This is a genomic window from Microvirga sp. GN3, assembly GCF_055792825.1.
Genome location: NZ_JBVVAK010000016.1, coordinates 49563 through 74366 on the forward strand (window position 1 = coordinate 49563; position 24804 = coordinate 74366).

The 24804-nt window shown below is 58.4% G+C and carries 14 protein-coding genes and 9 pseudogenes; 5 read left to right on the plus strand and 18 right to left on the minus strand.

Features of this window, described 5'->3' with window-relative positions:
* Positions 1-54: 54 nt before the first annotated feature.
* The 5 genes and pseudogenes from ACS5Q1_RS10545 to ACS5Q1_RS10565 form a co-directional block, all read right to left on the minus strand.
* Positions 55-402: a hypothetical protein gene (locus ACS5Q1_RS10545; protein ID WP_473098127.1), complete on the minus strand. Its 348-nt coding sequence runs from the start codon at positions 400-402 to the stop codon at positions 55-57.
* Between the two features lie 11 nt (positions 403-413).
* Positions 414-1094, minus strand: a complete 681-nt coding sequence (locus tag ACS5Q1_RS10550) for a 3-oxoacid CoA-transferase subunit B (protein ID WP_473098128.1) — start codon at positions 1092-1094, stop codon at positions 414-416.
* A pseudogene (locus ACS5Q1_RS10555) lies at positions 1094-1324 on the minus strand (CoA-transferase); the annotation flags it as partial. The pseudogene ACS5Q1_RS10555 and the gene ACS5Q1_RS10550, both read right to left, overlap by 1 nt.
* Before the next feature lie 669 nt (positions 1325-1993).
* A pseudogene (locus ACS5Q1_RS10560) lies at positions 1994-2830 on the minus strand (IS5 family transposase).
* A 160-nt stretch (positions 2831-2990) separates the two neighbouring features.
* Positions 2991-3947 (minus strand): annotated as a pseudogene (locus tag ACS5Q1_RS10565) (IS630 family transposase).
* Between the two features lie 397 nt (positions 3948-4344).
* On the opposite strand from ACS5Q1_RS10565, the gene ACS5Q1_RS10570 reads away from it, so the two are divergent.
* A complete protein-coding gene (locus ACS5Q1_RS10570) occupies positions 4345-5268 on the plus strand; it encodes a homoserine O-succinyltransferase (RefSeq protein WP_473098158.1) in 924 nt (307 codons plus the stop codon).
* A 225-nt stretch (positions 5269-5493) separates the two neighbouring features.
* On the opposite strand, the gene ppdK is transcribed toward ACS5Q1_RS10570, so the two are convergent.
* The 11 genes and pseudogenes from ppdK to ACS5Q1_RS10625 all read right to left on the minus strand — a co-directional run bounded on the left by ppdK (position 5494) and on the right by ACS5Q1_RS10625 (position 18884).
* Positions 5494-8172, minus strand: coding sequence for a pyruvate, phosphate dikinase (gene ppdK / locus ACS5Q1_RS10575; protein ID WP_473098159.1), 2679 nt, complete (start codon positions 8170-8172; stop codon positions 5494-5496).
* A 34-nt stretch (positions 8173-8206) separates the two neighbouring features.
* Positions 8207-9499, minus strand: coding sequence for a citrate synthase (gene gltA / locus ACS5Q1_RS10580; protein WP_473098129.1), 1293 nt, complete (start codon positions 9497-9499; stop codon positions 8207-8209).
* A gap of 54 nt (positions 9500-9553) precedes the next feature.
* Positions 9554-9973: pseudogene (locus ACS5Q1_RS10585) on the minus strand (CoA-transferase); the annotation flags it as partial.
* Between the two features lie 454 nt (positions 9974-10427).
* A pseudogene (locus ACS5Q1_RS10590) lies at positions 10428-10788 on the minus strand (ParB N-terminal domain-containing protein); the annotation flags it as partial.
* A gap of 20 nt (positions 10789-10808) precedes the next feature.
* Positions 10809-11291: an Lrp/AsnC family transcriptional regulator gene (locus ACS5Q1_RS10595; protein WP_473098130.1), complete on the minus strand. Its 483-nt coding sequence runs from the start codon at positions 11289-11291 to the stop codon at positions 10809-10811.
* A gap of 670 nt (positions 11292-11961) precedes the next feature.
* Entirely contained in the window at positions 11962-13824 is a 1863-nt protein-coding gene (locus tag ACS5Q1_RS10600; RefSeq protein ID WP_473098131.1) for a reverse transcriptase/maturase family protein, read from the minus strand.
* 357 nt (positions 13825-14181) lie between these two features.
* On the minus strand, positions 14182-15714 hold the full coding sequence (locus tag ACS5Q1_RS10605) for an HNH endonuclease (protein ID WP_473098132.1): 1533 nt from the start codon (positions 15712-15714) through the stop codon (positions 14182-14184).
* Positions 15635-15955: pseudogene (locus ACS5Q1_RS10610) on the minus strand (IS3 family transposase); the annotation flags it as partial. The pseudogene ACS5Q1_RS10610 and the gene ACS5Q1_RS10605, both read right to left, overlap by 80 nt.
* A 16-nt stretch (positions 15956-15971) precedes the next feature.
* Positions 15972-17054 (minus strand): IS110 family RNA-guided transposase, encoded by a 1083-nt coding sequence (locus ACS5Q1_RS10615; RefSeq protein ID WP_473098133.1) that lies wholly within the window; start codon positions 17052-17054, stop codon positions 15972-15974.
* Between the two features lie 286 nt (positions 17055-17340).
* Positions 17341-18206 (minus strand): annotated as a pseudogene (locus ACS5Q1_RS10620) (IS3 family transposase); the annotation flags it as partial.
* A gap of 132 nt (positions 18207-18338) precedes the next feature.
* Complete coding sequence (locus tag ACS5Q1_RS10625) at positions 18339-18884, minus strand: cupin domain-containing protein (protein ID WP_473098134.1); 546 nt, start codon at positions 18882-18884, stop codon at positions 18339-18341.
* A 146-nt stretch (positions 18885-19030) separates the two neighbouring features.
* On the opposite strand from ACS5Q1_RS10625, the gene aptA reads away from it, so the two are divergent.
* From aptA to ACS5Q1_RS10640, 3 genes are all read left to right on the plus strand, one after another.
* Positions 19031-20368: an omega-aminotransferase AptA gene (aptA, locus tag ACS5Q1_RS10630; RefSeq protein ID WP_473098135.1), complete on the plus strand. Its 1338-nt coding sequence runs from the start codon at positions 19031-19033 to the stop codon at positions 20366-20368.
* A 395-nt stretch (positions 20369-20763) separates the two neighbouring features.
* Positions 20764-21510, plus strand: a complete 747-nt coding sequence (locus tag ACS5Q1_RS10635) for a class II aldolase/adducin family protein (protein ID WP_473098136.1) — start codon at positions 20764-20766, stop codon at positions 21508-21510.
* A gap of 103 nt (positions 21511-21613) precedes the next feature.
* The gene (locus ACS5Q1_RS10640) at positions 21614-22576 is read left to right on the plus strand and encodes a D-2-hydroxyacid dehydrogenase (protein WP_473098138.1); all 963 of its coding nucleotides are present in this window, start codon (positions 21614-21616) and stop codon (positions 22574-22576) included.
* 71 nt (positions 22577-22647) lie between these two features.
* Here the strand turns inward: ACS5Q1_RS10640 and ACS5Q1_RS10645 are convergent.
* Positions 22648-22845, minus strand: a pseudogene (locus ACS5Q1_RS10645) (IS30 family transposase); the annotation flags it as partial.
* Positions 22846-23092: 247 nt separating this feature from the next.
* On the opposite strand from ACS5Q1_RS10645, the pseudogene ACS5Q1_RS10650 reads away from it, so the two are divergent.
* Positions 23093-24169, plus strand: a pseudogene (locus tag ACS5Q1_RS10650) (IS3 family transposase); the annotation flags it as partial.
* On the opposite strand, the gene ACS5Q1_RS10655 reads toward ACS5Q1_RS10650, so the two are convergent.
* The gene (locus ACS5Q1_RS10655) at positions 24167-24655 is read right to left on the minus strand and encodes an MmgE/PrpD family protein (RefSeq protein ID WP_473098160.1); all 489 of its coding nucleotides are present in this window, start codon (positions 24653-24655) and stop codon (positions 24167-24169) included. The pseudogene ACS5Q1_RS10650 and the gene ACS5Q1_RS10655 sit on opposite strands and share 3 nt — an antisense overlap.
* Between the last annotated feature and the right edge of the window lie 149 nt (positions 24656-24804).

Genomic DNA, 24804 nt, shown 5'->3' on the forward strand with positions numbered 1-24804 from the left:
GTAGGATGACGCAGCACCGTTTAGCAGGATGGTGATTCGCATCAGGCAGTCCTATCACGCGGCTTTTCTTCTGGCTTCGTAAATGAGGCTGACGGCGGTGGTCAGTTCAGACTCATCGAAGTCGAAGCAGACGCAACTACCGAGGGCTGTACCAATGGCATGGGAGTAAACCTCCGGCCAAAACGGCGGGGTATGAGGTGCCGTGTCTTCCAGCTGGGTCAACTCTGTCAAGCGCACCTCTACAAGTCCAAACCCTGCTACCGTTGCCGACTTCACACCGTTGGCCTTATCCGGCATAGCGGCTAGCTGCGCGTAAGTGACAAGGATGTCTTCTCCGAGCTGATCGAGGTCAAGCAGCGTCGTGTCGGAGCCGCATAATTCGGGCAGTCTGCGCGAAGCCATCGTAACCTCAATCAGGCCGCGCTAGAGTGGCTGCCGTTCAGGGCGACCTTGAACTCGGCCTGTGTCTTGGCCTTGATCTCATCGAGGGTGACGCCGTCGGCGAGCTCGATCACGCTCATGCCCGAGCCGCCCTTCTTGTCGATGGCAAACACCCCCAGATCGGTGATCGCCAGATCGACCACGCCGGTGCCGGTGAGCGGCAGGTTGCACGCCGTCGGGAGCTTCGGATCCTCCGAGCCGTCCTTGGCTTTCGCCACATGCTCCATGACCACGACGACGCGCTTGACGCCCGCCACCAGGTCCATGGCGCCGCCCATGCCCTTCACCATCTTGCCGGGGATCATCCAGTTGGCGAGATCGCCGTTACTCGCCACCTGCATGGCGCCTAAGATCGACAGGTCGATATGCCCGCCCCGGATCATGCCGAAGGAATCCGACGAGGAGAAATAGCTCGTCGTCGGCAGCTCGGTGATCGTCTGCTTGCCGGCATTGATCAGGTCCGCATCCTCCTCGCCCTCGAAGGGGAACGGGCCCATGCCGAGCATGCCGTTCTCCGACTGCAGCTGCACGCGCATGCCCTTCGGGATGAAGTTCGACACCAGCGTCGGAATGCCGATGCCGAGATTGACATAGAAGCCGTCGCGCAGCTCCTTGGCCGCGCGGGCGGCCATCTGGTCACGGGTCCAGGCCATCAGACTGTCTCCTCACGCTTGCGGGTCGTGCGTTGCTCGATGTGTTTGACCGGGTTCGGCACATGCACCATGCGCTTCACAAAGATGCCCGGGGTATGGATGCCATCCGGGTCGATCTCGCCGGCCGGCACCAGATGCTCGACCTCGGCGATGGTCAATCGCGAGGCGGTTGCCATCATCGGGTTGAAGTTGCGGGCGGTCTTGCGGTAGACGAGGTTGCCTTCCGTGTCCCGATAGAGTCATCCTCCGAGGGAAAATCACCACCTTATGGACGTACAAGGACGAACCTTCATAGCCAATCCGCCAGCCCTTGTTTGACGGTTCGCTGACGATGAGAGTACCACTGCCACGCTCCTGCATCTCGGAATGCGCTTTACTTAGTTGCGTGCAGTATTCGTCCAGCCTGAAATTACCTTCGTTGTAACCATTAGGATAACTCCCTGATTTAGCCCTGGCTGATGTCAAACTCTTGGGAAACTGTTTGACAGCAGGCGGTCGTTGAAGATGAAACGGGAAGGTCACCTCCGCCGAATGCCGTCGTCAAACGCTATTTCAAGATTCCAATCATCTGTTATCGAGATACGAGGTATCGCCCTCTATAGAGACCTGCGGCAGAGCGCGGAAGCGATCCATATGGTGCCGGGAAAAAAGTTCTTGCTGGAACGTCTTGGCTTAGTGGATCGTATGTCACTCTCACATTTGGGCCGCAAACCCGGCAAGTAGTGCGGCTTCCGCCGCCTGAGGCTGATGGTTCGAGGCATGCGGCATGAGGTGGCACAAGCGTGGGAAAGAGGGAACGATGGAAGGCGCTCACCTGCACTGAATTAGCCTCAGGTTACTACGATCGACGGTAAGAGTTGCGCAGGCGATGTGAATCGCCATACGTGGCTGGTGAGCAGTTATCTTTCCTGTTTGCGGGTGTGACGCCGCCGCAGGATGCGGCTCATGGCGAGATAGAGTCGCATCTCGCCGGCCTCGATCAGACGTTCGTAGTCCTTAGCGAGCCGCCGGCTGGTGGCGAGCCAGACGATCGTCCGCTTGACGACCCGTCGGCGCGCAAGCACTTGGAAGCCACTTGGGCGGCTCGGCGGTTCTGATCTAACGCGCATCCACACCGTGTATCCGGTCCACCAATGCTGGGTTGATCGAGAATCTCCAGCCCAGAGCCTCCTGGGGCGAGTCCTTCAAGTCACGATAAGCGGCGTCCGCCCACATCAGCTCACCAGTGGGAAACAGATGCCGCACGCCTGATAACAAAATCTCGGCTCCGGCGCGATCATGGATGTCAGCCGGATGCACGCTGTTCTTCAACAGATTGCCTTGCGTGTCGACGAGCAGATGGCGCTTGCGGCCGTTGATCTTTTTGCCACCGTCGTATCCACGCGGTCCGCCCATCTCGGTGGTCTTGACCGATTGGCTGTCAATGATCGCGGCTGTCGGCTGAGGCGCCCGGCCGATCTTACAGCGATAACTCTCGCGCAGAGCCTGGGTCACGTGCTCCCACGTGCCATCCTCGCGCCACTGCGCATAGGGGTAGAAGACAGCACAGCGCGGCGGGTACTCGTGCGGCAGCATCCGCCACTGGGCTCCGGTACGCAGCAGGTAGAAGATTGCATCAACGATGCGGCGGAGGGATAACTCTGTCGCCTCCCGGCTGGATGGCTGCGGGGCACCAGTGGCTCGAGCAGCGCCCATTCGGCATCATTGAGATCGCTGGCGTAAGAATAGACAGCCATGGCGGGGCTCCTTAATCGTGAAACAGCCCTCATCCGCATCCGCGATCCAGCACAAACCTATTCTGAATCAAGCGCTTGAGCCGCGCAATAAAATTGCTCACCAGCCTCTAAGTACGCAGTGTATGGCTCAGACCCCCAAATTTGCTAGAGCACCAGACGGTTAAACAGACGCATATCCGGTGGCCCTGAGGAAGTTCCAACACTCATGTGGCTCAAACAAATCGCAGATGTCACCGAGCGCTCGCCAGAGCGCGTCGAACGTTCGGGCCTCGGCCTTGCGCAGGTGGGCTTTGATCTTGGCGAAGGCCTGTTCAATTGGATTAAGATCGGGCGAATAAGCAGGCAGGAACAGGAACCAGGCCCCTCGCTGTTTCAGACACTGGGCGGCCCTTTCGCTCTTGTGGACCGCCAGGTTGTCGAGGATCACTACATCGCCCTTGCGCAGCGTCGGCGCGAGCTGTGTCTCGATGTAAGCCTCGAACGACAACCGGGTGATCGGACCATCAATCACCTACGGGGCGCTCAACTCGTTGCACCGCAGCCCGGCCACAAAGGTATGGGTTTTCCAGTGTCCAAAGGGAGCTTTCATGCGCAGCCGCTGGCCTTTGCGCGAGCTCCCGCGCAGGCGGGTCATCTTGGTGTTGACGTAAGTCTCGTCGAGAAACACCAGCCGGTGCGGCTCTTGGCGCATGCGGACCTGACGCTGACTAGTCCAGACGCGCGCTCATCCCGCACGTCGGCGCGTGCGCACTCCGCCGCCATCAGGGCTTTTTTTATAGCTGAAGCCGCGGTGGCACAGGAAGCGCGAGAGCATCGCGGGGGCTGCGACGATCCCGTGCTGCTTGAGCAGCCTTGCGGCGAGCTCGGGCATGGTGATGGCCGGCTTGGCCTCGACGGTCTGGATCAGGAAGGCCTCATAGGGCACCAGCTTGCCGCGTCCCGGCGGGCGGCCTTGCCGGGCCGGCGCCGGCGAGCCGGTGTCCCGCGTTCGCCGCACCAGCTTGATGGCGAAACTCTCGCTGACGTCAAAGTGCTGGGCTGCCGCCCGGCAGGAATGACCTGCCTCGACAAAGTCGGCGACGCGCACCCGTAGATCCAGGGAATAGCAATGACCCATGATCCACCTCCGGTTCCAAGCAGTGAATCACAGCTCGGTCTCGCACAGAAGCCCAGGAGTCTGATTTCCAATCCGGCGCTCTAGACCTTGCTACATACTGATAGGCAGCACACGAGGAGTCGTAAGCAGCATTGAGATGTTCACATAATCCGAAAGCGGAGAATTGGACGCAGCGAGAACTGAGGTCCTAACTTCTATCATGGCTTCTGTGATCCAGCATCGTTGCAAACGACCATCGATGCGTATAGAGATATCTGCACATCAGGAGTTGAGCGGATGCTCACCGCCAACCTGCTTCCCGAGCTAGGTGACACTCCTTCTTGGAGGATTTGGCTGAATGGGTCCTGCCGTACTATCAGCTCTGCTTGATGCTTTGAAGCAGCAGAAGATACGTGTGATGCCGATCAAAATTCCTGATGATCTTCCCGCCTTCGCCACACTCCGATCCGAAGGCGTCATGGTTATGCGGGAAGTAGATGCATTACGCCAGGACATCCGGCCGCTGAGGATTGGACTGCTCAATCTTATGCCCAACAAGATCCAAACTGAAACCCAAATTGCACGGCTACTAGGGGCGACACCCTTGCAAGTGGAATTATCCCTAATAAAGATCACAAACCATACGTCGCGGAACACCGCCCAGGATCACATGATCTCATTTTATCGATCATGGAAGGCCATTTGCGGCGAGAAATTCGATGGATTCATCATCACTGGCGCACCAGTCGAAAGGATGCAATTCGAAGCTGTTACATACTGGGATGAGCTTTGCAAAATTTTTGAATGGACGCAAACTCACGTCCATTCTTGCATAAATATTTGCTGGGCGGCTCAGGCCGCTTTGTATTACTATTACGGCGTCCCCAAATATGTTCTGCCTCATAAGGCCTTTGGTGTGTACCAGCATCGGAATTTAAAGCCTGCATCACCTTTTCTGCGTGGCTTTTCAGATGACTTATTGATTCCAGTATCCCGTTGGACAGAAGTTCGCAGAGACTCGATACCACTATCAAGTGGAATCAGCACATTAATCGACTCTCCAGACACAGGAATATGCTTGCTGGACGATCCCGCTCACAGATCTTTGCATATGTTCAATCATTTTGAATATGACTCGGAATCATTGTCTGATGAGTATTTTCGGGATTTGGATAATGGGATTTCCGCCGCAGTACCTTATAATTATTTTCCAATGGATAATCCCGGTAGTAAGCCAAAAAACCGGTGGCGGAGTCACGCTCACCTTTTGTTCGCCAATTGGCTGAACGAAATTTATCAGACAGTACCTTTCGATATGTCCCAAATAGGGCCTTCTTGCTAGGAGAAGAAAATGAGACCTATGCGCGGGTGGCCACGACCATATGCATAGTCGCTCGATTTACTTCCGTAGCAGGTAGCAAAAATTCAAAAGATGCAAATTCAATAATTTTTCCTGCAGAGTCATTGCTCCAGATCTCCTTTGATTCCTTGTAAGGAGACGGTCGACTGCATTCGTTTCGGATGAACGCACCGCGAGCTTTTAACCGTCACCTGTTCTTCCAATCCTTCACGCCTGGCTTGATGCCTTGTTACCGAGCGCCGCCTGCGCGGCGGCCAGACGGGCGATCGGCACGCGGTAGGGCGAGCAGGACACGTAATCGAGGCCTATCTCCTGGCAGAAATGGATCGACGCCGGATCGCCGCCATGCTCGCCGCAGATCCCGAGTTTGATGCCGCTGCGCGTTTTCTTTCCGCGCTCAGCCGCAAGCTTAATGAGCTCGCCCACACCTTCCTGATCGATGGTGACGAATGGATCGGCAGGGAGAATACCCTTGCTCGTGTACGTGCCCAGGAACGACGCCGCATCGTCGCGCGAGATGCCGAGCGCCGTCTGCGTCAGGTCGTTGGTGCCGAACGAGAAGAACTCCGCTGACTCGGCGATCTCGCCAGCACGCAGCGCCGCGCGCGGCAATTCGATCATCGTGCCGACCTGATACTCGACGGCGACACCGCTTTCCTTCGCCACCGCTTCCGCCATGGCGACGATGCGTGCCTTCACGAGGTCGAGCTCCGCCTTAGTCATGACGAGCGGCACCATGACCTCCGGCACGACGGGCATGCCCGTCTTCTTGCCCGCTTCCACCGCCGCCTCGAAGATGGCGCGCGCCTGCATCTCGGCGATCTCTGGATAAGCAACCGCGAGGCGGCAGCCGCGGAAGCCGAGCATCGGATTGAACTCGTGCAGCTCGCGGGCGCGATGCCTGAGCTTGTCGACGGAGGCGTTCATCGCCTTCGCCACTTCCTGCATCTCCTCTTCCGAATGCGGCAGGAATTCGTGCAGCGGCGGATCGAGCAGGCGGATCGTGACGGGCAGGCCGCTCATGATGGTGAAGAGTTCGACGAAGTCCGCGCGCTGCATCGGCAGCAGTTTGGAGAGCGCGGCGCGACGGCCTGCCTCGTCGTCGGAGAGAATCATCTCGCGCACGGCGACGATGCGATCGCCCTCGAAGAACATGTGCTCCGTGCGGCACAACCCGATGCCCTCCGCGCCGAAATTGCGCGCGGTCTTGGCATCGAGCGGCGTCTCCGCATTGGCGCGCACCTTCATGTGCCGCACCTTGTCGGCCCAGCCCATGAGGGTGGCGAACTCGCCCGACAGTTCCGGCTGCAGCATCTCCACCTGGCCCAGCAGCACTTGGCCGTTGGAGCCGTCAATGGTGAGGATCTCGCCTTTCTTGAGCGTCTGTCCCGCCACCGTCAGCGTCTGCGTGGCATAGTCGACGCGGATCTGGCCGGCACCGGAGACGCAGGGCTTGCCCATGCCGCGCGCCACCACCGCCGCATGCGAGGTCATGCCGCCGCGAGTGGTGAGGATGCCCTCCGCTGCATGCATGCCGTGGATATCCTCCGGCGAGGTCTCGACGCGCACGAGGATGACCTTGTGGCCGGCCTTCTTGGCGGCTTCCGCGTCATCCGAGTTGAATACGATTTCGCCCGAAGCCGCGCCGGGTGAAGCCGGCAATCCGGTCGCCAGGATCTTGCGCTCCGCCTTGGGATCGATGGTGGGGTGCAGCAACTGATCGAGGGCCGCCGGCTCGACGCGGGTGACCGCCTCTTCCTGCGTGATCAGGCCCTCAGATGCGAGCTCTACCGCAATGCGCAAGGCGGCTTTCGCCGTGCGCTTGCCGTTGCGGGTCTGGAGCATCCAGAGCTTGCCCGTCTCCACCGTGAATTCCATGTCCTGCATGTCACGATAGTGCTTCTCGAGAATGCCGTAGATGCGCACGAGCTCGCCGTAAGCCTCGGGCATCGCGCCTTCCATCGAGGGCTTGTCGGAGCCCGAGGCGACGCGCGCCTTCTCGGTGATGTCCTGCGGGGTGCGGATGCCCGCCACCACGTCCTCACCCTGCGCGTTGATGAGGAACTCGCCGTAGAGCTCGCTTTCGCCGGTGGAGGGATTGCGGGTGAAGGCCACGCCCGTGGCGGAGGTCTCGCCCATGTTGCCGAAGACCATCGCCTGCACGTTCACCGCCGTACCCCAGCTCGCCGGGATCGCGTGCAGCTCGCGATACTTGATGGCGCGGTTGTTCATCCAGGAACCGAACACGGCGCCAATGGCGCCCCATAGCTGCTCCTGCGGCTCCTGCGGGAACGGCTTGCCGAGTTCCTTCTCGACCAGTGCCTTGTAGCGCGGAAGGATGGCCTTCCAGTCCGCGGCGGTCATGTCGGTGTCGAGGCTGTAGCCCTTGCGGTCCTTGTACTCGTCGAGGATCTCCTCGAAGTGGTGGTGCTCGATGTCGAGCACCACGTTGGAATACATGGTGATGAAGCGGCGGTATGAGTCATAGGCGAAGCGCTCGTCGCCTGCGCCCTTGGCCAGCGCTTCGACGGTCACGTCGTTGAGGCCAAGATTGAGCACCGTGTCCATCATGCCGGGCATGGAGGCCCGGGCGCCGGAGCGGACGGAGACGAGCAGCGGGTTCTCGGCATCGCCGAAGGTGCGGCCCGTGAGGCGGCCGATATAGTCGAGGGCGTTCTCGACCTGGGTCTTCAGCTCCTCGGGATAGGAGCGACTGTGATCGTAGTAATAGGTGCAGACTTCCGTGGTGATGGTGAAGCCCGGAGGCACCGGCAGGCCCAGATTGGACATCTCGGCCAGGTTGGCCCCCTTGCCGCCGAGCAGGTTCTTCATCCCTGCCTGGCCCTCGGCCTTACCGTCCCCGAAGGTATAGACCCACTGCGTCATCGCTTGAGTGTCCTGCTGAGGAGTAAGGGCTTGGTCATCCACGGCGGTTCTCCACTGTGTAAGGGCGCTGTTGCTCGCCGGTATAGAGCTGGCGCGGGCGGCCGATGCGCTGGGACGGATCCTCGATCATCTCGCTCCACTGGGCAATCCAGCCGACCGTGCGGGCCAGCGCGAACAGCACCGTAAACATGAAGGTCGGGAAGCCCATCGCCTTGAGCGTGATGCCCGAGTAGAAGTCGATGTTCGGGTACAGCTTCTTCTCGACGAAGTAATCGTCCTTCAGCGCGATCTGCTCAAGTTCCACAGCTACATCGAGGAGCGGATCGTCCTTGATGCCGAGTTCGTTGAGCACCTCATGCGTGGTCTTTTGCATGATGCGGGCGCGCGGGTCGTAGTTCTTGTAGACCCTATGGCCGAAGCCCATGAGGCGGAACGGATCGTTCTTGTCCTTCGCCTTGGCGATGTACTCGGGAATCCGATCCGGCGTGCCGATCTCTTCCAGCATCTTCAGAGCGGCTTCGTTCGCGCCGCCATGGGCCGGTCCCCACAGGCAGGCAATGCCGGCCGCGATGCAGGCGAAGGGGTTCGCCCCGGACGAACCGGCCAGACGCACCGTGGAGGTGGAGGCATTCTGCTCGTGATCGGCGTGCAGGATGAAGATCCGGTCTAGGGCGCGCGCGAGCACCGGGTTGACCTTGTACTCCTCGGCCGGAACCGCAAAGCACATGCGCAGGAAGTTGGACGAGTAGTCCAAATCGTTTTGCGGATACACAAAGGGCTGGCCGATGGAGTACTTGTAGGCCATGGCGGCGAGCGTCGGCATCTTGGCGATCATGCGCATGGAGGCGATCATGCGCTGCTGCGGATCGGAGATGTCGGTGGAATCGTGATAGAAGGCCGAGAGCGCGCCGACGCAGGCCACCATGATCGCCATCGGGTGCGCATCGCGGCGGAAGCCCTGGAAGAAGCGGTTCATCTGGTCGTGCACCATGGTGTGGCGCGTGACGCGATAATCGAAATCGGCCTTCTGGGCGGCGGTCGGCAACTCGCCGTAAAGCAGCAGGTAGCAGGTCTCGAGGAAGTCGCCGTGCTCGGCGAGCTGGTCGATTGGATAGCCGCGATACAGCAGAATGCCGGCGTCGCCGTCGATATAGGTGATCTTCGACTCGGTGGCGGCCGTCGAGGTAAAGCCGGGATCGTAGGTGAACATCCCGGTCTGGCCGTAGAGCTTGGAAATGTCGATGACGCACGGGCCGATCGTGCCTTCTTTTACCGGCAGTTCTACGGACTCAGCGTCGACTGTGAGTGCGATGGTGGCATTTCCCATAAGCATATCCCGCTCTCGCAAGTAAATGATGCATTGTGATTAAGCGGCATTCGACTAGCCGCCATTCAGGGCGACCTTGAATTCGGCCTGGGTCTTGGCCTTGATCTCGTCCACCGTCACACCGTCGGCGAGCTCGATCAGGGTTATGCCGGTGCCGCCCTTCTTGTCGATCGAGAAGACGCCGAGATCGGTGATCACCAGAACCACCACCCCGGTGCCGGTCAGCGGAAGGTTGCACGTCTTCAGGAGCTTCCGGTCCTCCGAGCCGTCCTTGGCCTTGGCCACATGCTCCATCACCACGACGACGCGCTTGACGCCTGCCTCGAGATCCATGGCGCCGCCCATGCCCTTCACCATCTTGCCGGGGATCATCCAGTTGGCGAGGTCGCCGTTACTCGCCACCTGCATGGCGCCGAGGATCGACAGGTCGATATGCCCGCCGCGGATCATGCCGAAGGAATCGGAACTCGAGAATACACGCTTTAGGTTCTCGCTTCGGGCCAGGAGCGATGGCAAGTGGCGAACGCGGAGAGAAGAGGTTTAGCTACCCCGCCACCCTCAAGGGTCGCGACGCCAGCGATCTGCGATGGGAAGACGACACCTGCACCATCCAGCTCAGAGACTAACAAAACGGCGACGTCCACTGGATTCGGTGGTAATTGACAGTACGGGACTGCGGCGTCAGCGGATGATGTCGGCTCGTGTTGCATTGTCTCCGACCGTGTTCCCAATTGGCATCGCTTTTGATGCTTTAATCGTCACGATCCTAGGCTGGGCTAGTGCGAATGAGAAGGGCTGGAAATTGCATTTGTGCGCAGCAACTCGGCTAAATTCTTTCGATCAGCGCAGGATGGTCCCGCCTTGCTACACGATGTCCCGGCTATATGTCAGACGAGTGGCCGGCCCCAGGGCTAAGAATATGCTTCGCTCCACTGCCCCTGTGGTCGAGCATGCCCGGAAACATACTGGCGAGCGGGCGCGGCTTCCTGATCTGGCGGACCGGAAGAGCCAAGGCAATACCAATAGCCTCTTTGGTCTATCCAAGCGCTATTAGGCACTTGGTCGCTTGCCATCAACCGGAGGGGAGATGGCGCGTGGGCGATGTTCTCGATCATCGAGCGCATAGCGCCATTGTCGTTCGCCGCCTCATCGGCCAACACCTCGATTTCCGTGAGGCCAGTGGCAATCGCCTGCTTCACCCGGCGATGCCCCGCATTGACGATGTAGCCGTTGTCGCCGCCAGTTTCCGGCGTGATGACGGGTGGCTGCACGATGCCGTCAGCCCTGATCTTGAGCATGCGGAAAAGACTTAAGATGCTTCCGCCGCTGTCTCCTCGATAGGTACCGTATACCCGGCTTTGATCCGATCAACGACCACGCTGGTCTTCAATCCCTTGATGTCAGGGTTCTCGTAAAAAAAGCGCCTGGTGAAATCGTCAAAGTCATCCATGTCTTTGGCGGTGATGATCAGGACAAAATCAACCTCTCCTGTCACATAGAAGCCGCTCATGATCTGTGGGGTCGAGCGGATCGCTTGTTTGAAGCGATCGATGATTGCCGCGCGTTCTCTTTCAAGTGTGACAGAAACAAGCATGGTAATCGGTCGGCCGACCGCCTTGGGTGAAATAATCGAGACATCGCCCTCAATTACTCCGCACGCACGCAACCTCTTAAGCCGGCGTTGCACCGCCGTTGGCGACAGGTTGACCATCTCACTCAAGCTTTCAGAGGAAAGCCGATTATTCTTCTGAAGCAGCGTCAAAATGCGGGCATCAATGCGATCAATATCCATGGGAGAATCCTGCGGCAAGTACCCAAATGGCGCACATTTCCTGCGCGACAGTGCTTAATTATAGCTACTTTCTGTTAAACCGCAAAGGTATTTCACCCACTAAGAACAGATTCTAACGAATGCGCCAAGGGGATATACCACTAGCATTACAACTGATCGCGTATGCTCGGCTGTGCGCGCAGTCTGATGCGTTCACAAGCGAGCTTCAGAGCTGATCTGATCAACTAATGTTTGCTATGGGAGAGAGAAATCTCGTTGACGGAGGAAGCCACCTGGCTCAAATTAAGTGAAGCGTCGATCAATCAATCGACGTGCCGAGATCTGCTGGCCCAGCGCCGCTACTGCTCCCCCACATAGGACGTTGTCTAACACGACACGGCTAATTTCCGAGCCGCGGCAATGGCCGCCGCTTAAAGCCAAGCCTCTCGTTGAGCGTGAGTCCCAGGCGCACAGGCCGCGCCAGACGCGCTTGCCGTCCCGGCGGATCGCCATCGCTGCCTCTTTCATCGACAGTAGAGTAGGCGGTGAGCGCCGTGCCGTCTTGCAACGGCCGGTTTCTCCCCTTCTCCCCGAACCGGGCATGCGGTAAAGTAGGGATGAAGCGCCTTGCCTCGTTGCCAAGGCAGGTTTCTCCACCCCTCTCTCCAAACCGGACATAAGTCTTTCGGTCTTATCCGGCTTTCCAGTGTCTCATGCTCTCACGCCATCCTGAGCGATCTCGGTGGATATCCTGATGGCACCGGTCGCAGACGACTAAGGTCTTACGTCGGCGGGCTGCCATCCGTTTGACCCATGTCGGTCGTTCTCTGCGGCCCGGTCGATCCAGATCAGCGAGGCGGCGAACATGATGGACTTCGAACGGTCCATCTTCAGTGCCACAGCGCTCGCATTTCTGAGTAAGGAGGCGTTGGACAACTTCGCTTCGGGTTCCGAAGACGACCGGAGGACGATCTTTCAGGATCGTGACCTCCTTCATCCATGCCAATGATATGCCGCCGAACATTGCGACAAGCGGGCTTTTTCCTTCACCACGCTCCCGTGTGATGACCAACGCCGTTACGGTGCGTCCTCGATCCTTTACCTGAACACGCAGGCGACGATAGATCGGTGCGATCCTCGTCTTGTGTTTGTTGGCAAGGGTGCCGAGCAATGAAGTGCACATAATATGATGCACCCTCCATAACCGATGGGCGTTCATCGCCAGTAGGTAATATTGGACAAAGCCGCGATATTCGGCTCCGAATTGGTTAACGATGCTGAAGTCGTCATCTTGTAACCGTTCCGGACGATGTGCGGCTTTTCCATTTCGCATATATCGACGACATTGCTCCACGATAACGTCATGGGGCACCTTCAGTCGGACCAAGCTGTTGATGATGCGTTGACCGCGTCGGTCATGACGCTCATCTGCTCGAAGGGCGACAACGTCATAGCCGAGGAAACGTGCCGCGTTATCGCTGGCATGCGTAATCAAGGTTTTGGCCTCGGATAATTCGAGTCGCAGCGAATTGCGAAGGAATTCTCCGATGCGAGTCTTGATGTCCTCTGCTTCGTGTCGTGGCCCACTGAACCCTAGCAGGAAATCATCAGCATACCTGACATACCAGAGCCTCCGAAAGTCCGGGTCTTGAGGGTCTCGGGACGGCATGGTCTGTGCCTGCTGACGCAGGCGAGCCGCTTTTTTATGATCCCCATTGTCCCCGGCCTTCTGGGCGGCGCGAAGGATGGCCTTGTATCCGGGTTCGTTCCTGCGTCGTTCGCCCCGGTTGTACATCGGGAGCAGGGTCTTCTCTACAAACTTATCCAACTTGTCGAGGTAAATATTGGAAAGCAAGGGACTGGCTATTCCCCCTTGCGGGGTCCCACTTAGGGTCTCGCCATATCGCCAGTCTTCCAGATATCCGGCCTTGAGCATGTTGGATATGAAGCGTAATAATCGGTTGTCGTGGATGTTCTCCGATAGCGCCGCCAACAGGACATCATGGTCAATGTTGTCGTAGCAGCCTTTGATATCACCCTCTATAAACCATTTTACGCCTCGCCATTTCTGAGTGATTTCTCGCAATGCGGTATGGCATCCGCGTCCTCGGCGGAATCCATGAGATCGGTCGCTGAACCGTGGTTCGTAATAGGAATCGAGCAGGAGGCCGATAACCTCTTGGACGAGCTTATCGGACCATGGGGGCAGACCAAGCGGACGCTTTTTCCCGTTTTTCTTCGGGATATATATCCGCTTCACCGGAGACCATCGGTAGGTTTCACGGCGCAGAGTGCCGATGATCCTGTCGATTTTCTCCAGAGACATGGCGTCCACCGTTTCGGCGGTGACACCGGGAGTCATGGCTCCCGCATTACGGTAAATACGCCCATAGGCGCGTAGGTAGAGGTCTCGGTTGAATAATTGCCGATAGACCCCTTCAAGTGGCAGACCTCTCTTGCCACGGTCAGAGTAGACGGCCATCACTGTTTCGGCTGTTGCCATTTCGGCTACCTCCCAGCTATTGCCGTCGAGACGCCTGCGGTCCTTCGCCATGTGGCCGGTTTTCCCGTCCTCGGACTACTATGACCGCTCCGTCGCCATGGGCCTCGCGGCCCGAAGGCGATCCCGTGTTCGTACGAGTCGAAAGTAATAGCGCGACTTAGGTCCTCCGTTCGTCCCCTTGAACAACCTCGTTGGTTGTCGCTCGACAGGGGGAGCTTTGAACGGCGAAAGCGAAACCGTCCTATCCTGTCGGCTGCGCCCTTACATACCGTGGCGCAGGATGTGCGTTTCCATCGCTGGTGACTAGAGTTCAAGAAATGCATCCTTGACCATATCGCGCGGGCCTTGCGGGGCGTTGGGTCTGGCATGTTCGCCCAGCCCCCGCTTTACCATCATGCTCTTGTCCCTTTAGGCTTTCGCCATCAGGTAAGATGGTTGACCCGGAAGCATGTCTCCCGGCTTCCCCTGTCTCCGACAGGGATTCGACTCGCCGTTTTGCACGGCGCACCCTTTCAGAGCACCCAGCTCTCCAGTGCCCTCCAAATTCGCTGGCAAGCTACGCCGCAGCGGCCGCCCAGCATGGATGTCGGTATGGCACGTCCGGCATGTCACCAGTGTTTTACGCTGGCGTGCCGCCATAACCTGAACCCACAAAGGCGGCGGGCGTCGTCCCTTACACTGTAAGTCCTTCAGGGCTCGAACGTGGTGCACCTCGATGTTCTCCTGAGAGCCACAAAGCTCACAAGTGTTCGCCAAGAGACGCCGTTCGAGATCAGAACGCGGACCACAAATACGCAAGGGAATGCTATCGTCGAGAGCTGCTTTCGTATGCCGTGCCAGCGTAACACCGCCCCACTGTGCTACAAGGGGCCTCATCCCTTCACCTCGTTCAACCATGACCTCAAGTCCCACACAGAGACCTTGGCCGGTCTGAAGTGTGGCTCCGAAGCGGCGATAAACCCGTGCGACGCTCGTGCGCAACTTCCGCGCAAGCGTCCCGGTCAGTGACCGCTCCATCGTCCACTTCAGACGGTTGAGCTGATGCAGGTTGTATGCCCTCCGATAGTATTCCACTAGGCCCCGATATTCCCTTTGGTACTGAGCCACGATACTGAAGACAGAGTCGTGGATGAGTTCCGTGCGGTGCATCGGTTTGCCATGACGGAGGTATCGTTTGCACTTCTCCCGCACAACGTTGGCCGGAACGCGCAACCCGATCTGACCATTCACAGAGCGGTGACCGCGTCGATCACGTTTTTGGTTGTTGTGCAGGACTTGGATGTCATAGCCAAGGAAACGCGCAGCTTGGGACTGTGCATGTGTGATCAATGTCTTGGTTTCGGATAGTTCCAGCTTGAGTTGATCGCGCAGGAATGTTCCAACTTCGGATTTGATCGCCTCGGCCTCGCATCGGGGGCCGCTGAATCCGAGCAGCCAATCGTCGGCATAGCGTACGTAACGCAGGCGTCGATAGGACGGGTCCATCGGATCAAGGGAGGGCAATTGCTTCATCTGACGACGAAGTTGGTTAGCCTCATTCCAGTGACCCGATTGTTTCAGCCGTTTCGCTCGACTACGTATACGCACCGATGCCGGGTTTAGTCTGCGTCGGTCACCACGGTTATACTTAGGGAGGAGTATTGTTTCGACAAAACGATCCAGCCTGTCCAAGTAGATATTGGAGAGGATTGGGCTGAGTATCGCCCCTTGCGGGCTGCCGCTCAGCGTGGCGTTGTAGCGCCACTCCTCCAAATGGCCAGCTTGGAACAGGCGTCCGATCAGTCGTAAGAAACGACCATCGTGGATCTTTTCGCTCAGGATCGATAGCAGGGTCGAATGATCAAGCGTATCGAAACAGCCTTTAATTGGTCTTGCTTCGATTTTGTAGAGAGCGGTTTTGTACCGATTCGGCCAGCCTTTCGAACTGAACCGGGCTGACATAGTCCAGTGTCGAGTGACGCCGCACGGGATTGTAGAAGCCGTCGATGTAATGACCAATTGCCTTCTTGGCCTCGGCACGCGTCTGGAAGACGGTGCGCCAGACCAACTCGGACTTCAAGGTCTTGAAGAAGGTTTCGACCACAGAATTATCATAACAGTTCCCTTTCCCGGACATCGAGATCCGGATGCCGTGTTTCCGCAACGCGGCCTGATACTCGATCGAACAATATGGGCTGCCGCGGACGCCCTTCTAAATGTCAAGTGGTGATCTGAGCCTGGTTGATCTCCTTTCGCCGTTGAGTGATCAGGGCGAACACCTCGCGAGCAATGTAGCGTTTGAGGCACCGGATGGCCTCGAGCTTGGAATGGCCCTCAGCCATGCGCTTGGCCAAGTAGGCCTTGGTTCGCGGCTCAGTCCGGAGCCTGCCGATGGCGATGATGTGCAGGGCGCTGTTGGCAGCCCGGTCACCCCCTCGATTAAGGCGATGACGGGTTGTCTTGCCGGACGAAGCCGGGACCGGGCTGACACCGCAGAGCGCGGCAAAACCGGCCTCGGAGTGCAAGCGTTCCGGGTTGTCCCCGGCCGTCAGGAGCAACTGTGCAGCACCTCCGTGACCGATTGAGTTGCGAGCCACGAGGTTGGGAGCGAGCTCATAGACGATCGCGCCAATCATGGCATCCAAGTCAGCGATTTCATCGTGCAGCTCGAGATAGCGGCGGGCGAGCGACTTCAGGCTAATCCGATAGGCGGATTCCACGTTCCGATAATCGGTCAGGTCAGGCCGCCACGCGGCCAGGGTCCTGACCAGCTGCATCCGAGTCATCCGGCGCAGAGCCTCCCGCAATCCGTCCGGCGCGCAGACGATGGTGTTCTGGATCATCTGCAAGGCAATGCGCCGCGCCGCCACCGCTGTCTTGCGGCATGCCTTGAGGACACGCAGAGATTCGATCATGCCATCCCGGCTTCTGGGTGTGACGGTCCGTATGCCGGCAAAGGCGGCATGCGCGGCGTTCTGGGCGTCGAGATCGTCGTTCTTGCCACGCCGGCGGCGATCATGCTGGTCCGGGGTTGTAACCTCCAGAACTTCGACGCCAGCGTTCTGCATATAGCGCAGGAGCCCGGCCCCATAGGTTCCGGTTGACTCAATGCCGATGCGCAGCAAGGTGCCGAAGGAGCGCATCCAGGTGAGCATCTGCTTGTATCCATGTCGCGTTGTGGGAAAGCTCTCGCTGGCGAGCACATGATCGTGCTCATCGACAACAGCGGCGACGTGAAGATCCTTATGCGTGTCGACACCGCCCACGATGAGACGGGACACACTCTCCTGACCACCTTCCATACCGGCCCTCCTGGTTCAAGCGCGGATCGACGGTTCACCACGACCGCATGCCTGGACAGGACAGTAACGCGACAGGACGTCAGGCCCTTCTCGGGTCACATGCAGCGGTGAGGTAAACCTCACCGCAAGGCTTCCGGGCGGCCGACAGGTCCGAGGAAAGACACGAGTCGTGGTCGATCAGCGTGTGGGTCAGGCCACTCCGGCGCCTTGCGGTACCAGTGATGTTAGCCGGTCGATCGCTGTGAGGGTCAGGCCGCCCAGGAACACTGGCCTAGGCATACTTACTATCCGCGTGATGGGTCAGCCCTGCGGGCGGTTGCCGGATCGCCAGAGCCTTGCGCAGCGCCTCCAACGCAAGTTCCTGATGCAGACGATCACTGACCGCCCAACCGACCACCCGCCGAGCGAAGAGATCGAGGATGATCGCCAGATAGAGCCAGCCCTCTCTTGTCCACACGTACGAGAGATCCGCGTTCCATTTCTGGTTCGGGCGCTCGGCCGAGAAGTCCTGGTCGATCAGGTTGGGAGCGACCGGAAAAGCGTGGTGACTGTCGGTGGTGCGCTTGAAGCGCCGCTCCTGCCGGGCTTTGAGGCCGTTCTCGCGCATCAGCCGAGCCGTGCGGCGGCGTCCGACCTTCAGGCCCTCATCCTGCAACTCGCGGGTCATGCGCGGGCTGCCATAGGTCTCGTTCGAGAGGGTGAAGGCTGATCGGATATGAGCCAGCAGCACCAGGTCCTCGCGCTGGCGCGGGCAGGCTGGACGAGATCGCCAGGCGAAGTAGCCGCTGGGGCTGACATTGAGGACTTGGCACAGACGCATGACGGGGAAGCTCTCTTTCGCCGCATCGATGAACTTGAACTTCATCGACTTCCCTCCTTGGCGAAAAAAGCTGTTGCCCGTTTGAGGATCTCCCGCTCCTGGCGCAGGATCTCGTTCTCGCGCCGCAGCCGCTTCAGCTCTGTCGCCATGTCCTCCTGACGCTCTTCGGGCGGATCGTCGATCTCACGCTCGCTGCGGCGATCGAGCCAGTGGCGCAGGGTCGACAGGCCGATACCAAGATCCGCAGCAATCTCGCGCCGGCTACGGCCGCTGGTCAGGGCGAGCCGCACAGCCTCGTCCCGAAACTCCTTCGGAAAGCGCGTGTGGGGCATGGAAATCCTCCTGCTTCATGAGAGGCTCTCCAGTTTTTCGAAGCAAGTCCACGAGCGACCTGACACGCTCGAACGGAGACAGACTTGATCAATAAAGTCGATCTTTGCAAGTCCGGCTACTTTCTACTGAAATCAGAAGGACGGCGGAGTGCAAGCACTGATGAGTTCGCATGGAGCCGGGCCGATACAGCGAAATTTGTGAGGCCGCCAACTCTCGAAGTAGTATGCATCGCCAGGTCCCAAGATCTTGCGTTGGCCCTCCACCGTCACCTCAAGCCGTCCAGAGAGGATGATACCACCCTCTTCACCCTTATGTGTGATCGGAAACTTGCCGGTTTCCGTACCAGGCTCATACCTTTCCTTCAGTATTTGAAGCGAGCGGCCGAAGAGGTTTTCGCCAACCTGCCGAAAGGAGATCTTCCTGTTCCCGATCTCCAGCAACTCATCTGCGCTATAGAATATCTTGCCTTCATTCTCAGGCTCAAATGCGAAAAAGTCCGCCATACGAACGGGGATCCCGTCGAGAATGCGCTTTAGCAAGCTAACCGAGGGGTTGCTCTGGTTGGACTCAATCAATGAGATCGTCGAGTTCTGTATTCCGACTCGCTTTGCCAATTCCCTCTGAGAAAGCTTGTGCAGTTGACGGATATATCTCAGCCGCGCCCCGACATCGTCCATGGTTGATCCTCCAGAGTGTTTGGAACGTTGCGCTTGAGGCAACACTATAGACGACGCTCATTTGAAATCAACAACTTAGCGGATCACAGAAAAGGACTTGCTGAGTTTGAGCCTAACAAACATGATAAAAAAAAGGAACGAGGATCATGTCCGCTCCCCAAGAATCAAACACCTACTCGCTTGACAGCTTCTGGATGCCTTTCACTGCAAACAGGCAGTTCAAAGCGGATCCGCGCATGCTCGTGAGCTCCGCCGGAATGTATTATCGCACTGAGGATGACCGGAAGATCCTAGACAGTACGGCCGGACTTTGGTGCGTGAACGCCGGACACGGCCGGCGGGAGATCGCTGATGCAGTGAGTCAGCAGCTGGCCACTCTTGACTACGCCCCATCCTTCCAAATGGGGCATCCGCTGGCGTTTCAGTTTGCGGAACAGCTGTCGATCAACGCACCCGGAGGTCCCGAAGCCGGACTCGACAGGATCTTTTTCGCAGGCTCGGGTTCGGAGGCTGTCGATACGGCTCTGAAGATCGCAATCGCGTACCAGCGCGCTGTTGGCCAGGGAACCAGAACAAGATTAATTGGTCGGGAGCGAGGATATCACGGCGTAGGATTCGGAGGCCTGAGCGTCGGCGGAATTGTAAACAACCGGCGTGTCTTTCCGCTTCTGCCCGGAGCCGATCACATAAGGCATACGCATGATCCTGAGCGCAATCTCTACGCGAAAGGGCAACCCGAGCACGGCGTCGAGTTAGCCGACGATCTGGAGCGTCTTGTTTCTCTGCATGGAGCGGAAACGATCGCAGCCCTCATCGTTGAGCCAGTTGCGGGATCGACCGGAGTGCTCGTGCCACCAAAGGGCTACCTGCAACGTCTGAGAGAGATTTGTGACCGCCATGGCATCCTGTTGATTTTTGATGAAGTTATCACAGGCTTCGGCCGGCTCGGAAAGCCTTTTGCGGTTGACTACTTCGGTGTCGTGCCGGACCTAGTCACTACGGCAAAAGGCTTGACGAACGGATCCATCCCGATGGGAGCCGTATTCGCGAAACGTAAGATCCATGATGCCGTGTTGCAGGGACCGCCAGGGCAGATCGAGTTTTTCCACGGCTATACTTACTCCGGTCACCCGGCGGCTTGTGCGGCGGGCCTAGCCACTCTGTCCATCTATCAAAAAGAGGAATTATTCACGGCAGGCGCCGCCATGCAAGACTACTGGCAGGAAGCGATGCACTCGTTGCGAGGCCTGCCACACGTCGTGGATGTCCGGAATATCGGTCTTATCGCCGGAATCGAGCTCGCAAGCCGACCCGATGCGCCGGGCACGCGTGCATACGACGTGTTTGTCAACTGCTTCAATAGAGGCCTCCTCATTCGTGTAACCGGCGACATTGTTGCGTTTTCACCGCCTCTCGTAATTGAGAGGCCTCACATCGACGATATCGTGTCGATCCTCGCAGAGGCCTTGAAGTGCGTGTCTTAACGGAACACCCATCGACTGCAGCCTACATGCTGCAGCGTGGCCGAGCGTTAGATTTCGCCACCGCTATGGCCGCTCAGCGGCGAGCAAATAGGTGGTCTTCCGTCAAAGGCGTTTATGCAGAAAGAGATAGAGCTGGATACATAGCTATCCCACCGACCCGCAAACATATTGCCTACGGAATTCCCTCGGCGGCCATCGATGAATGTTCCATGGAACTTCACAAGAGCCCCTGTATCGATGCCGCGATCCTACCTGAGAATGGCAAGTCACACCGTTCAGCAGGGCTGCCTTACTCAGCAGCCTACCTGGAGAATGGTACAGTCGATCACAACGCCTAAATGTTGGGCGAAATTTCACAACCGAATATAGGGCATGATATGTCTGAGACTACTCAAATGTATTCAAACTACGATCACGACCAGCGGATGAATGCACGCATCGACTTGGCTGCAGCGCACCGTCAGGCGGTCAACGACGGGTTTATCGAAGGCATCGACAATCACTTCACGCTGACCGTGCCGGGGCATCGCGATCGCTTTTATCTGAACGCGTTTGGGCTGCATTGGTCAGAAGTGACGGCATCGAACCTCATTGAAGTCACTCTCGATGGCCAAGTCGTCGCGGGTAACGGCAGCGCCAACCTCTCTGCGGTCAGCATTCACGCGCCCATGCACCGGCGGGGAATTGCCTGTGTGCTTCACACCCATATGCCTTATGCGACCGCGTTGTCGCAGCTGGAGGACATGACGCTGGAACCGTCCAGCCAGAACGGGATGGTTCTGCACGACCTGGTCGCATACGATTATGATTACAATGGTTTGGCGGACACCCAGGAGGAAGGTGAGAGGATGGCGGATGTGCTTGGGGACAAGCAGATCCTGATGCTCGCTAACCACGGCGTTGTTACCACCGGCGAGACCGTCGCCGAAGCCTATCACAGGCTTTACTTTCTCGAGCGGGCGGCGATGACCCAGATGATCGCGATGGCGGCAGGGAAGCGCCGAATGATTGCCGACGTGGTTCTCTCCAGATCGCGGAACCTTTTGCAAAGCTCAAAGCAGGAATTAAAGACCGAGATCAACCTGTACTTCGATGCTGTCAAACGTGTCCTTAGTGCCCAAGGTTCAGACTATGCGAACTGAGGCCTTGTAGCTGCAAGCTCGACTTCATTCACTTGTGTTCCCCATAGAACACGCTTCCCATGGCAACGGGACATGCGCGATTCTCTAAGTAGCAGGTATCCACATGCCTAAGAAAAAACTGGTCATCATAGCACCGAAAGGCTCTACTCCTCCGAGTTCCATTGAGAAGGCCAGTAGGTTTGCCGACGTTGTTATCACAAATAATTGCGAGAAGGCAAAGCAGGAACTTCGAAATGCAGAAGGTTTGTTGCTTTGGGACATCCACAATGCGATAATACGCAACAATCCCCTGCCGCCCAAGCTTGAGTGGATCCACGTTCCCGGAATTGGTGTCAACACTGTCGTATCGAGAGACGTGCTTTCTTCGGCTGTTGTTGTCACCAACACGCGCGGCGTATTCGAACATCCCATTGCGGAGTACGTTCTTGGGATGATGCTGATGATCACAAAGGATTTTCGGAGAACGTTAGACTTTCAGCGCACCAAGACATGGAACTGGCGGCCAACCCATGCTCTCCGGGATCAGGTCGCGGTTCTAATCGGGCCGGGTGCAATTGGCCGCGAGATCTTCATGATGTTGACGGCCGTCGGCGTGAAAGTCATTCCCGTCGGGCGGCGGGCGGTCGCAAATGATCCCGTTTTCGGTCGCATCCATTCCACTGATGAGTTAAAGGATCTTCTACCGAAAGCCGACACGGTCGTACTGGCTATGCCCCTGACAGCTGAGACCGCGGGGTTCATGAGCGAACCGCATTTTGCACAGATGAAGCGGGGCTCATCCCTGATTAATATCGGCCGCGGCGGCCTAGTGGATGAGAGCGCCCTGATCAAGGCCCTGGAAGACGGTCAGGTCGGAAGCGCTGCACTGGATGTCTTTGCTGTCGAGCCGCTTCCGGAGCACCACCCGTTCTGGACAATGGATCAGGTATTCGTCTCGCCTCATATGTCAGCCGATTTGTATGGCTGGGAGGAACGCGCCGTTGGACAGTTCCTGGGGAATCTGGAACTTTGGGCCAGCGGAAAGCCACTAGAGAATGTGGTAGACAAGGCCAAAAGGTTCAGCTGAAGGTTGCTGTGTGGCCTCCTGCTGGCTTTACTTTCCCCCTGTTCGGTTGACGAAGTTGTTGATGTAATCTCGCCGCCTGCCTGTCGGAACCATTTGGTCTCTACAGGTTGTGCCACGCCTGCCGCGACCGCACCATCCTCGCTGCTCAGTCCCGCTGCGATCGCTAACCAGAACTGCCTGCGTTCATTGCGTCCCGCCACAGGTGGCCGGCCCGGTGACGGCAATGGCGCTCGTCCAGATCGATCCGACCGACGCTTTCGAATGCTCATCGCAACCTCCTCCTTCAGGGTGTTGCGACGACCGTTCGAATCCGCCATATGATCCTCCCTCGCTTTGGATACTGCTGGCGAATTCGATGCTGCCCCTTCATTCGCAGTTGGAGGGCTGACCTGCAGCGCTCGGACACAGAGCGTCGGCTGTCCACTCTGGAGGCTTGGCAGACCCCGCAGCAGTTGACCTGCCCCTGAGAATTTCGGCGATGTGGAGGTAGAGTCCGGCCCATCATAAGGACGGACTATGAAGCGTTCACGGTTTACGGAAGTACAGATCATCGGGATCCTGCGTGAGCAGGAGGCTGGGGCGAAGGCAGCCGACATGTGCCGCGAGCACGGCATGTTGGAAGCCACCCTCTACAACTGGAAAGCCAAATACGGCGGCCTGGAGGTCTCGGACGCCAAGCGCCTCAAGGCGCTCGAGGACGAGAACGCCACACTGAAGAAGCTGTTGGCCGAGGCGATGCTGGATGCCTCGGCTCTGCGCGATCTGCTTTCAAAAAGGTGGTAGGGCCCGCCGCCAAGCGCGAAGCCGTCGTGCACCTGCAGGCTCGTTTCGGCCTGTCGGAGCGGCGAGCCTGTTCCCTGATCGGCGCCGACCGGAGCACGATCCGATACCGCTTATGCCGGCCGGATGATGCCGCCTTGCGCTGTCGCCTGCGCGCGCTGGCGCAGGAGCGGCGTCGTTTTAGCTACCGGCGGCTGTTCGTGTTGCTTCGACGCGAAGGCGAGACCGTGGGCCTGAACCGGGTCTACCGCCTCTACCCGGAGGAGGGCCTGAGCGTCCGCAAGCGCCAGGCCCGTCGGCGGGCGGTGGGCACACGGGCGCCGATCCTGGTCGAGGCGAAGGCCAATGCGCGCTGGTCGCTGGACTTTGTCCATGACCAGTTTGCCAGTGGCCGACGCTTCCGCATCCTGAACATCGTCGATGATATGGCAAGGGAATGTCTCGCGGCAATCCCCGACACCTCGATCTCAGGCAAGCGCGTCGCCCGGGAGCTAACGGTGTTGATTAAACAGCGTGGCAAGCGCGGGATGATTGTGTCTGATAACGGCACGGAACTGACCTCGCATGCCATTCTGGCCTGGTGCGCCGAGCACCGGATCGAATGGCACTACATCGCGCCGGGCAAGCCGATGCAGAACGGCTATATCGAGTCGTTCAACGGTCGCATGCGCGATGAGCTGTTGAACGAGAGTCTCTTCTTCGGGCATGGATCATGCCCGCGAGCTGATCTCGGCTTGGGTTGAGGACTACAACACGGCGAGGCCCCATTCTTCCTTGGGCTACCAGACGCCGAAAGCGTTCTCCAATGCCCTACAAACCGCAAGGAGGGCCGGTTGGCGTTGCCGCGTTCGAAGCGGAGAGCCCAAAAATCTGCTCGAGCTCGGCGGCTCCCTGATTATATTGGCGCCCTACTGCTGCGGCAGCTCCAACTGTGGGTGCGAGCGTCGCTCCCCATACCTCTGGCATGGAGACGGCTTTGCCGTCAACGATCTCGACTTGGGTGCCGATATCGCAGATGCGCCCCGCGGTCTCATACCCGCAGATGATAGCCAGCAGGAGCTCCCGCATCGTAACCCCCCTTGCTTCGCAGGTCGCCAGCGCTGCGCCGAAGACGCTGGCCCCAAAATGCACTCCTGGTACTGGGCCTCCCGGATAGGTGTCATCCAGATCAAGGCAATTCGCCAGCCGTCCGTTCCCGTAACTGGCTCCAGCCTGTGAGAACAGCCTTCCGCTCCCTGCAACCGTCGCCTCCGTCCCGTGTCCAAGCAGGCCAGCGGCGGAAGCGATGGACGCTCCCAAGTCGCTGCGAGAGCCAGCGATAGCGCAGCCGAGAATGTCGAGGATGAAGCGACGCGCATCCTGCTAGACCTCTTCGGGAATATCTTCCAACGAAAGGGTTGATATGAATCTCGCCAGGGTGAAAGTCACTCCAACCATAGTTCGTTCCG

What these genes read in the sequence shown, in the direction of transcription:
- ACS5Q1_RS10545 (WP_473098127.1), bottom strand. Translation starts at nt 402, where the DNA reads ATGGCTTCGCGCAGACTGCCCGAATTATGCGGCTCCGACACGACGCTG.
- ACS5Q1_RS10550 (WP_473098128.1), bottom strand. Translation starts at nt 1,094, where the DNA reads ATGGCCTGGACCCGTGACCAGATGGCCGCCCGCGCGGCCAAGGAGCTG.
- ACS5Q1_RS10570 (WP_473098158.1), top strand. Translation starts at nt 4,345, where the DNA reads ATGCCGATCAAAATTCCTGATGATCTTCCCGCCTTCGCCACACTCCGA.
- ppdK (WP_473098159.1), bottom strand. Translation starts at nt 8,172, where the DNA reads ATGACGCAGTGGGTCTATACCTTCGGGGACGGTAAGGCCGAGGGCCAG.
- gltA (WP_473098129.1), bottom strand. Translation starts at nt 9,499, where the DNA reads ATGGGAAATGCCACCATCGCACTCACAGTCGACGCTGAGTCCGTAGAA.
- ACS5Q1_RS10595 (WP_473098130.1), bottom strand. Translation starts at nt 11,291, where the DNA reads ATGGATATTGATCGCATTGATGCCCGCATTTTGACGCTGCTTCAGAAG.
- ACS5Q1_RS10600 (WP_473098131.1), bottom strand. Translation starts at nt 13,824, where the DNA reads ATGGCGAAGGACCGCAGGCGTCTCGACGGCAATAGCTGGGAGGTAGCC.
- ACS5Q1_RS10605 (WP_473098132.1), bottom strand. Translation starts at nt 15,714, where the DNA reads ATGTCAGCCCGGTTCAGTTCGAAAGGCTGGCCGAATCGGTACAAAACC.
- ACS5Q1_RS10615 (WP_473098133.1), bottom strand. Translation starts at nt 17,054, where the DNA reads ATGGAAGGTGGTCAGGAGAGTGTGTCCCGTCTCATCGTGGGCGGTGTC.
- ACS5Q1_RS10625 (WP_473098134.1), bottom strand. Translation starts at nt 18,884, where the DNA reads ATGGACGATGTCGGGGCGCGGCTGAGATATATCCGTCAACTGCACAAG.
- aptA (WP_473098135.1), top strand. Translation starts at nt 19,031, where the DNA reads ATGTCCGCTCCCCAAGAATCAAACACCTACTCGCTTGACAGCTTCTGG.
- ACS5Q1_RS10635 (WP_473098136.1), top strand. Translation starts at nt 20,764, where the DNA reads ATGTATTCAAACTACGATCACGACCAGCGGATGAATGCACGCATCGAC.
- ACS5Q1_RS10640 (WP_473098138.1), top strand. Translation starts at nt 21,614, where the DNA reads ATGCCTAAGAAAAAACTGGTCATCATAGCACCGAAAGGCTCTACTCCT.